Raw genomic sequence first — 9,172 nt, 5'->3', positions numbered from 1 at the left:
TTATGAGCTGGTGCTGTGGGCAGCGTGAGTGAACTAAACCGCAACTGGGATGGCTTTGCGCGGCTATCTGCGTTTGCTGGTATTTGCACTCGAATTTGTGCCGCTATGATTGCTGCGCTTTCGAAGGAAATGCGGGGCCAGTTGTGCATCAGGACGTAATCGGCGGGATTGAATCCGTAACTGCTCTACGCTGTTTGCTGACTACAAAAGAGATGGAACTATTCTTGCGCTACCTGGGGTTAATAAGAGTGAGCGTGTGTGATGGGTGCTCTTTATCGGTTGCCAAATCTGAAAGTTAGTTGAACGGGTACCGAATTGGATTTTGATTGTGTTATCTTCGTTGCAATTATCGGCTGTGTTTGATGCCTTTTTTTGATTGCTAGGGAGAGACTACATTGACGCGGGATGAATTTGATAATTATTGCAAGTCATTGGTTGGGACGAGCAATGTCATTCAGTGGGGGAATGCTTCGGTTTGGAAGGTTGGAGGGAAGATCTTTGCGATTTGCTCTAACTGGGGAGAGGACCGTCCTGAGATGAAAGGGATCAAGATCAGCTTTAAGTGTTCAGAGCTTTCCTATCAGATTCTGACGGAACAGGAGGGCATAATTCCGGCGCCTTATCTGGCTCGGGCGAAGTGGGTTCAGATTGAGACTGCGCAGGCGATGGCTGATGAAGACATCAAGGATTATGTTCGCGAGGCGCATAGCATTATTGCGAGGAAGCTGACCAAGAAGCTGCAGAAAGAGATTGGGTTTGTTGCAGCTTAAGTGTGTCTGATCACGTGGGGCTCTGAATAACTGATCGTGCTGATTTTAAGGTTTGCGTTCTTTTGTGCAGATTTGCGTTATTTGCGCGAAATGTGCGTTGCTCGTGGTTCTTATTGAGTGGTTTTGTGTCTGGCTTTTGCACCGCATGCATTTAATTTTGAACGGGGGAGGTTCTATCATAGAACCGCCTAGCGGGCATATGTTTACCCCGTGGAATTCGCCTTATTTTTTATGCCCGGTTTTTCAGATGTTGCGCTCGCATCCGCTAATAAAAGTTATCCCCCTCTGAGGATCTTTCTTTACTCATAAGCTTGTCTTTGCGTAGCATTGCGATCATTCGTGCTCGGTGCTCGGTGCTCGGTGCTCGGTGCTCGGTGCTCGGTGCTCGGTGCTCGGTGCTCGGTGCTCGGTGCTCGGTGCTCGGTGCTCGGTGCTCGGTGCTGAATACACGAAGCATCATATGCCATGCTCTGGAGCGTTGTGTTTATCGAATTTTTGGCATTTGATAGAAACCAATCAAATGGAGCACGCTTAAGAGTGAGACACTCCCTATCTACCCGAAACTTGAGATTGCTTTCGCTAGCTTGTGTTTTGTGCCAATAAGACGCTATGGATCTGAACCAACTTGATGATCGGCTGAAAGCTGACTGCGAGAAGTGCGCTGCCTTGTGCTGTGTGGCGCTTGCCTTTGATAAGTCGAGTGTTTTCCCTTTTGATAAAGCTGCTGGTGAGCCTTGCCGAAATCTTGAGAGCTGTGGGACCTGCAAGATCCATTCTGATCTGGCGACGACCGGGTACATGGGCTGTGTTCAGTTTCACTGTCATGGAGCTGGGCCGATTGTCACGCAGGGTCTGTTTTCCGGTAATACATGGCAGACGCAGCCGCATTTGCTGCGGCCTATGATGGAAGCCTTCTGGGTGTTCTTGCGGCTTCAGGAGCAGGTGTTGTTGCTGAGGCATGCAGCCAACTTGCCTTTGCCTGATGCTAAGCAAAAAGAGCTGCATGCATTTTTGGATGAGCTGTGCCCTGAGAACGGCTGGAGCTGGGATGCCTTTGAGGGGCTGGACCATGCCAAGGTGTCTGTGGAGGTGAAAACGTGGCTGATCTCCCTGCGGGATGTGTTGGCCTAGCTTTTAGATTATGCGATTTCAGGCATGGTGGCTTTGACCATCAGTAGGAAAGCCGAGAGATCTTTCTAACGGTGGAAGCGTGGCACCTGCTGGATCGCATCCTCTGTTGGTTCGGGGCCCAGAATCTCTTTGATTTGAAGACCTGCCTTGATGATGGGATTTAGATAATCGCTCAAGGCGCAAGGGAATCTGGGTACGCTGAAGCGCTGGATTTCTGACTGGTCTCCGCGCCGGGCGAAGTTCCATTGATCTGCGACGTGTCTTTGGTCGAAGTACTTGGAGACAACCAGATCTGTCGCCTCTCTTCCCTCGTCTTTTCGCCAGGAAAGCCAGTGTTGGAGCTGAAGGAGCTGGTTGCGTAGGTAATGTCTAATGGGGCTTTTTGCTCCTCGGCAATTGTATGGGCGACCATGTTCTCTGAAAGATCAGCGCCAGACATGTGAGCACCTGCTCTTGTCAGCTTGCGGGTGTTGTTGTCTTCCCCGCAACCGAGATTAATAATGCGCTCGCCGCTGACGTTGTTCAGAGAGGCATCAAAGGCATAAGAAATTATGAGGTATGACTTTTTGAGCCCATTGCAGTCCTTCGTAAAGGCGTTGGCATTTACGGGCGCAGTAAAGCGCTTGATGGCATATTTGCCGGTATTCTTCTCAGTGCAGGGCCTCGCCGGTTTTATGTTCTTGCTATTTCTGATTGCGTGCGTCCCGCGAGTTAGCACAGGATGCAAAATAAGGCCCAGTAGCAGCAGAGTGATAATCATGGGTATTAGTAGAACTGGCATCAGGCGAGGTCCTTTTCCTTACTTAATAGGACCTAAATCCTGATCTGCGTGACCTTAAACCGGATTCAGGTCGAATAAAATTCCGTCAGCGTTTGAATGAAGGTGTCAACATTCAAACCACTTCACCGATAGGCACTCCATGAAAACTACTGTCCTTGCCCTCGCTTCGATCCTCTCTGCTGGCACTGAAATCGCAGCACAAGATGTCGGCCTCAACGAGCTGACTATAGCGGCTCCCCATCATGACCAGGAGATGCAGATGGCTGTCATGTTCCCTGCCGTGGGTCAGCACCAGACCGTGTTTGCTGAAAATGCGATATTCTATGGAACATCTGTGTTCAAAGACGCCGAGCCAATACAGGGACAATACCCAGTCGTTCTTCTCTCACATGGCTGGGGTGGCAATTACGCTCGGATGGCGTGGCTCAGCGCAGGGTTGGCTTCCAAAGGGGCGATCGTTGTGGCGGTAAACCATCCAAGCAGTACAACTTTTGATTTGGACTTCGACACCGCATTCAACCATTGGACTCGCGCCGAAGACATGTCCGCCGCGTTGGACTATGTTTTACAAGATCCGATTTTCGCACCCATCATCGACGGAACACGGATCTATGCCACAGGCCTTTCCTACGGAGGATGGACTGCCCTTTCACTTGCAGGTGTCCAAGGCAATCGGGACGGGTTTTTCGACTATTGCAAAGCTGCGGGTGCAGGGTCACAGTTTTGCGCTGAACTGACAGCCGAAGGCGTCGACATCACGGCAATCGATCAAGACAGGTATGAGGCATCCTACAGGGATCCACGTATCAGTGGCGTCGCCGCTATTGATCCTGGTCTAACTTGGGATCTTGCGCCGCAGGATGTGCAGGATGTAACGGTTCCGCTTCTTCTTATAGGGTTGGGCGAAGGAGCCTATAGGCTCAATGCGACAGACACGAGCGCCATGGGCAGCAATTTTGAGGCTTTGGTGCCGCAGGCTTCTGTTAAGACTATCGCACCCGCTACGCATTTTACAGCACTTGGACTGTGTAAGCCCGCAGGTGAAGCTCTTCTGATCGAAGAACAAGACGATCCTGTCTGCACCGACCCGGTGGGGACGGATCGAACTCAGGTGCTTAACACCATTATCGACGCCTTGGCGGATCACTTTGAATTAAACTGAGGCACTCCATGGGGCATCTGAGCATGGGGGTACAGATGCCCTTGCCATCTTTCAATGCGGCACACTGATACCTACTGAATTGACGTAGAATTGCCGACTTGATTCAACGTTCCATGCCCACCGCCAAGCCGAGACAGCCGATATTGGTGCAGACCGCAGCAATTGGCAAATAGGCTCAACGACCCGTGACACATCCAGCAAAAGTGAGCACATAGGTCCTACCGAAAAGTATTCATGAAAACGCCCGCGGTAACTTCTAAAAGAATTGCCTCAACCCCAGATGGAAACGCTTGAATTTCCGCTAATGGCGGTGGATTCAACTGGTCGCGGCAACATACTGTGAGAATTTCTCAGCTGGAGTTTGATATTGATCTGCGTTTGGTCTCAATGGTTAGCAACAAGGGCATTGGTGGACTGCTCTGCTGGCATGCAATGCTTCTGAGCTGATGATTTGCTGAAAAGGTCGCGGACATGACACATAGGAAGAGGCTTGTCGAGCCGTGATGGTCAGCCATGATCTCTTAGATTTCCGTGGTGTTGGCATGCTGCATTGTGTATAGGAGTGCAACTCCTTTGGCTGGTGATATTGCGGCGTGAACGACACTTCAAAAACAATCAATTTTGACCATGTTTCCATTGATCGGAGCGGATCGACGATCATCAGTGATCTGAGTGTTGCGCTGCCGGATCAGCGGGTTGGGATTATTGGTCGGAACGGGTCTGGTAAGTCTACGCTTGTGCGCAGCCTGAATGGTTTGCTGCCGGTGAGTGCAGGCTCTTTGCTGGTTCACGGTGTTTCTGCTGAGGAAGGGGCCAAGAAGCTGGCACGGGTGACTGGGTTTGTGTTCCAGAACCCGGATCATCAGCTGATCTTTCCGACCGCTCTGGAAGAGCTGAGCTTTGGCTTGCGCCAGATTGGGGTGGGCAAAGCGGATGCAAAGGTGCAGAGCCTTGCGCTGTTGAGAGACCATGGCATTGAGCAGCTGGGAGAGCGGCCAGTTCACGAGCTTTCTGAAGGTCAAAAGCAGCTGATCTGTATTTTGGCGGTGCTCATCATGGAGCCGAAACTGCTGGTGCTGGATGAGCCGTTTTCCAGTCTGGATTTGCGGACGCGAGCAGCACTGCGACGGAAGCTGGAGAAGCTGGATCAGCAGATCCTCTTTGTCAGCCATGAGCTGGATGCGCTGAGTGACTATGACAAAGTGCTCTGGATTGAAGACGGTAAGCTCAAGCAGTTTGGTGTGCCTGCGGATGTGCTGGCAGACTATCAGGCGCATGAGCTTTCTGGTGTGGACCTTCATTTTGAAGGGGTAGCGCGCGCATGATCTCTCTTTACATGGCGGGCAACAGTTGGGCGCACAAGCTTCCTGCCAGAGTGAAGCTGATCTTTTTGTTTGTGCTGAGCCTGCTGATCATTCCGTTCAATACGCTTTGGTTCTCTGCTGCTTTGCTGGTGTTTGTGGTTGCGCTGTATGCGACGCTTGGCCGGCGGGGGCTGGAGAAGGTGAAGGTGGTTCGCCCACTGCTCTGGATGATGGGGATCATCTTTCTGGTGCATGTGTTTTTAGGCGATATTGAGCAGGGCATTATTGCTGTGTTGCGTCTATTGGCGATGGTGCTCCTTGCCAACTTTATTAGTATAACAACACATATGGAGGCCTTGATGGATGCGGTTGAACCGTTGTTCCGGCCTCTGCGTGTGTTTGGCATCTCCCCAAGACGCGTCTCGCTGGCAGTAGCCTTGGTTATCCGGTTTGTTCCGGTGCTGCTGGCGGTTTATGCGTCGCTGCAAGAAGCGTATAAAGCCAGAACAGCCCACGCCAACAGCTGGCGCTTGCTTGCCCCATTTGCGTTACACGCGATTAAAATGACAGATCATGTTGCCGAAGCTTTGACAGCCCGAGGTGGGGCTGACGGCTTTGACCGTGATAAGAAATAGATAGGATGACTATGTCTAGCGATCGTTCTCTTGTTCAGATTGCATTTTATGCGGCGCTGATTGCTGCTCTGGGTTTGGTGCCCAAGATTGAGCTGGGTCTTGCTGGTGGAATTCCAATTACTGCACAGTCGCTTGGTGTGATGCTGGCTGGCATGATGCTTGGTCCGGTGCGTGGTGGGCTTGCTGTTGCTTTGCTGCTGTTTCTGGTGGCGCTTGGCTTGCCGTTTCTGGCCGGTGGCCGTGGCGGCATCGGCGTGTTTTATGGCGCGACAGCTGGGTATCTGGCAGGCTACTTTGTTGGCGCGATTGTCACTGGTGCGATCATGAAAGCTATGCGCAACATGAATGTAGTGTTTGGCGCGGTTGTTTCCGGCGTGATTGGCGGCATTGTTGTGGTGCATGCGCTTGGCGTGCCGGTGCTGGCCTATAAAGCTGGTATGACACTCGACAAAGCCATCATGGTTGGCAGTTTGCCGTTTCTTCCGGGTGATCTGATCAAGGTTGCTCTTGCTGCTGTTGTTGCACACACAATTGCGCGCGGTTTGCCTTCTGCAATGCTGTCCCGCAACTAATCGTGCTCAAGCGAGTTTTGAGAAAGCCGGTTCCTTTGGGGCCGGCTTTTTTCGTGCGTACTCGTATCTGAAAACCGGAGCCACTTTTCGGGAGTACGCCTTAATGGATCAGTGCCTCATCCAGATGCTTCAGGGCTTTTATGAGGAGGCCCTGGAGGATGAAATCTTCGTCCCATGGCAGGACTTCAAGGTTCACTGAATCCAGCAGTGGCGCCAGCAGGCCGCTTTCCAGCCCTTTGTTCATGCCGTGCTTGAAGAGGTCGTAGGCTTGCATGGCTTTGCCAGTGAGGACGATGCGGCTTGGGTCCAGCAAGGAAATGGTGCGGGCGAGGCTGACGCCCAATGCAAAACCTGCATCTGTGAAGACCTTTTGCGCCTGCGCTTCACCTATGCGGGCTCTTGCGCGTAGGTTCTGAATGTACTCCGGCCCATAGAACATGGCGGAGGGAGAGGTTTCCTTGGGCAGCTTCTGCGCTTCGCGATAGAGTGCATAGTCGGCGATGTAGGCTTCCAGACAGCCCTTCTTGCCACATCTGCATGCCGCGCCTTCTGGCGTAAAGGGTGAGTGGCCGTATTCAGCTGCGGCTCCGGTTTCGCCACGGTAGAGCGCGTTTTTGATGAAGATGCCCATGCCAACGCCGCGGTCGATATACACCACGACAAAGTTACCGCTGTATTTCTCAGCATCCTGCCGGTGCAGGGCTTCGGCGATCATGTTGGTGTCGTTGTAAAGCGTGCAGGTGATGCCGAGGGTTTTGGAGAGCTTGGCTGTGAGTTCCACCTGCCGTTCTGCAATGGTGGGTGACCAGATGATGGAGCCGTTGCGTTTGCCGACGATGCCTTGCGTTGCCACGGTGATTTCCATGACGCTGCGGGCACGAAGCGGCTCTGTTTTCATCAGCGCTTTAATGTGGCGGGCGAGCAGGGCGATGAATGCTTCGCCGCCCATATCTGAGGATTCCACCATGAACTTGGCTTCGGCATGCTGGTGGCCGGTATAGTCCACCAGAGCAAGCGAAACACGGTCTACCGAGAGCTTGACTGTGACCACATGGGCGACATCATCACGCAGACGCAGATAGGTGCGCGGGCGGCCACGGGTGTTGGCATCCGGATTGGGTTGCTCTTCCACCTCTGTGATCAGGCCGCGGTCCTTCAGATCTGCGGTGATGGAAGTGACGGCGGCTAGAGAAAGACCTGTTAGCCGGCCAAGGTCGACACGGGCCAGAGTGGTGTGACGCCGCAACGTGGACAACACCACGAACCGGTTTTGACGACGTACCTGCTCTCTACTGGCTTTTTCGATCATTCGAGTACTGGCCTGCACTGTGTGTTCAAAACATGTCCGCGTTCATTTGTATTCACGCCTTAGGCCCTGAACATTTGTTTTCTAGCGCATTCTTTTATCTGCGAGATAAGCATAAGTATTTGAGGACCAGTAAATAAAGAGAGTAATCGTATAAATCAGCGTTTTCACCCGAAAGTTGAGGTGACCTAATCGTAAGTCCTAGCTCGTTTGTTGAGGTGCTGTTCCGTCATCTTCGTCTGTTTGAGCCGGCAAAGTTTCTGGCATCAGGAACAGGTACATGGTGCCGCCGATGAAGGCCAGAACGGCAAGGGTGATGAAGGCGGGAGAATAGCCGAAAAACTGGACGATTTCTTCAGCAAGCAGGTTGGATGCAGCCGAACCAATGCCAACCACGGCGGCGAGGGCGCCTTGCACCAGATTGAAACGGCCTGTGCCCCGGGTCAAATCTGCAGCGATGAGCAGGATAATCACACCGAAGATGCCGTTGGCGATGCCATCCAGTGACTGCACGGAAATGAGTGCGACGGGGTCTTCCAGCCACATGAACAGCATGCCGCGAATGGGTAGAATGAAGAAGGCGAGCAGGAAGAGTGGCTTGCGGCCCCATATATCGGCTCTGGCAGCGCAGATGATGGACATGATGGTCATCCAGAACTGTGCCACGACGATGCAGGTTGCTGCGAAAGCGACACCGATGTTGACGTTGGAATTGACCGAGAGCTTTTGCCCGACCAGTGGCAGCATAGCTGCGTTGGCGAAATGGAACATGAACACGCAGAGCACCAGTGTGAGCAGGCGTTTGTCTGCCAGTATGGTGCTGACGGTGGACGGTTCATCGCCATCGTTGGGAGTGTGGTGCAAGCCGCCTCGGGCTGCGTTGTGGTTGATGGCCGAGCCGCTGACCATGCCGATGCTGATGGCCATGCCGACGGCCATGAGGGCAACAAGCCAGAATACGCCTTCTGCCGAGATCCACAGTGCGAGACCTGCGCCCAGAAGGGCGGCAAACACATTGCCGGAATGGTTGGCTGCCTGATTGGCACCCATTTGCACAGTGAAGTGGTCTGGCCCGGATATGCCCAGAGTTATGGCGGCGATGCAGGGGCCGACGAAGGCGACGGCAATGCCCATGAAGATCTGCGCAATGTAAATCACCGCCGGATACTGCGAGAACAGCAGGATCGAGATGGTCGCGAAGCCGATGAGCAAAGCGCAGGAGGCGAGGAGCAGGCGTTTTTTGCGGGTGCTGTCGATGAAGGCGCCAGCTGGTGTTTGCAAGGCGACGGTTGTCAGCGAGCCAATGGCGAGGACCATGCCGATGTTGCCGGGGGACCATTGCAGGCCCGTGAGCAGGTAGATTGCAAGATAAGGTCCAATTCCACCCACGACATCGCCGGCGAAGAAGTTCGTCGAAAGCATTGCCTTGTTGAGTTTCATGGAGACCCTGGACTGTTGCGTGATCTGCGTTGAGAATAGGTGAGAGTTCTCTCTAAGCCCCCAAAGATTTT

9 protein-coding genes are annotated in these 9,172 nt (G+C 53.0%); 6 read left to right on the top strand and 3 right to left on the bottom strand.

The window, feature by feature from the left end; all coding sequences use genetic code 11:
• Window positions 1-395 precede the first annotated feature (395 nt).
• The gene (locus PsAD46_RS27005) at window positions 396-770 is read left to right on the top strand and encodes an MmcQ/YjbR family DNA-binding protein (protein WP_063308303.1); all 375 of its coding nucleotides are present in this window, start codon (window positions 396-398) and stop codon (window positions 768-770) included.
• A gap of 609 nt (window positions 771-1,379) precedes the next feature.
• Window positions 1,380-1,901, top strand: coding sequence for a hypothetical protein (locus PsAD46_RS27000; protein WP_063290407.1), 522 nt, complete (start codon window positions 1,380-1,382; stop codon window positions 1,899-1,901).
• 172 nt (window positions 1,902-2,073) lie between these two features.
• Here the strand turns inward: PsAD46_RS27000 and PsAD46_RS26995 are convergent, their stop codons facing one another.
• On the bottom strand, window positions 2,074-2,682 hold the full coding sequence (locus PsAD46_RS26995) for a hypothetical protein (protein WP_153040826.1): 609 nt from the start codon (window positions 2,680-2,682) through the stop codon (window positions 2,074-2,076).
• A gap of 139 nt (window positions 2,683-2,821) precedes the next feature.
• Between PsAD46_RS26995 and PsAD46_RS26990 the strand changes: the two genes are divergently transcribed.
• From PsAD46_RS26990 to PsAD46_RS26975, 4 genes are all read left to right on the top strand, one after another.
• Window positions 2,822-3,844 carry a prolyl oligopeptidase family serine peptidase gene (locus PsAD46_RS26990; RefSeq protein WP_063290405.1) on the top strand — a complete coding sequence of 341 codons (1,023 nt, stop codon included), beginning with the start codon at window positions 2,822-2,824 and terminating at the stop codon, window positions 3,842-3,844.
• Window positions 3,845-4,437: 593 nt separating this feature from the next.
• Window positions 4,438-5,169 (top strand): ABC transporter ATP-binding protein, encoded by a 732-nt coding sequence (locus PsAD46_RS26985; protein WP_063290404.1) that lies wholly within the window; start codon window positions 4,438-4,440, stop codon window positions 5,167-5,169.
• Window positions 5,166-5,783 (top strand): energy-coupling factor transporter transmembrane protein EcfT, encoded by a 618-nt coding sequence (locus PsAD46_RS26980; RefSeq protein ID WP_063290403.1) that lies wholly within the window; start codon window positions 5,166-5,168, stop codon window positions 5,781-5,783. Before PsAD46_RS26985 ends, PsAD46_RS26980 begins: the two co-directional genes overlap by 4 nt.
• A 5-nt stretch (window positions 5,784-5,788) precedes the next feature.
• Window positions 5,789-6,355: a biotin transporter BioY gene (locus PsAD46_RS26975; protein ID WP_063290402.1), complete on the top strand. Its 567-nt coding sequence runs from the start codon at window positions 5,789-5,791 to the stop codon at window positions 6,353-6,355.
• Window positions 6,356-6,455: 100 nt separating this feature from the next.
• Here PsAD46_RS26975 and PsAD46_RS26970 read toward each other — a convergent pair whose 3' ends face one another.
• A complete protein-coding gene (locus PsAD46_RS26970; RefSeq protein ID WP_057460836.1) occupies window positions 6,456-7,664 on the bottom strand; it encodes an ROK family protein in 1,209 nt (402 codons plus the stop codon).
• A gap of 198 nt (window positions 7,665-7,862) precedes the next feature.
• Window positions 7,863-9,101: an MFS transporter gene (locus PsAD46_RS26965; RefSeq protein WP_063308302.1), complete on the bottom strand. Its 1,239-nt coding sequence runs from the start codon at window positions 9,099-9,101 to the stop codon at window positions 7,863-7,865.
• Window positions 9,102-9,172: the final 71 nt, after the last annotated feature.

Origin of the sequence: Pseudovibrio sp. Ad46 (assembly GCF_001623065.1) — a bacterium.
Classification (GTDB): Bacteria; Pseudomonadota; Alphaproteobacteria; order Rhizobiales; family Stappiaceae; genus Pseudovibrio.
The sequence above is the reverse complement of the archived record's forward strand: the minus strand, read 5'-3'. Positions and strand labels throughout refer to the sequence as shown.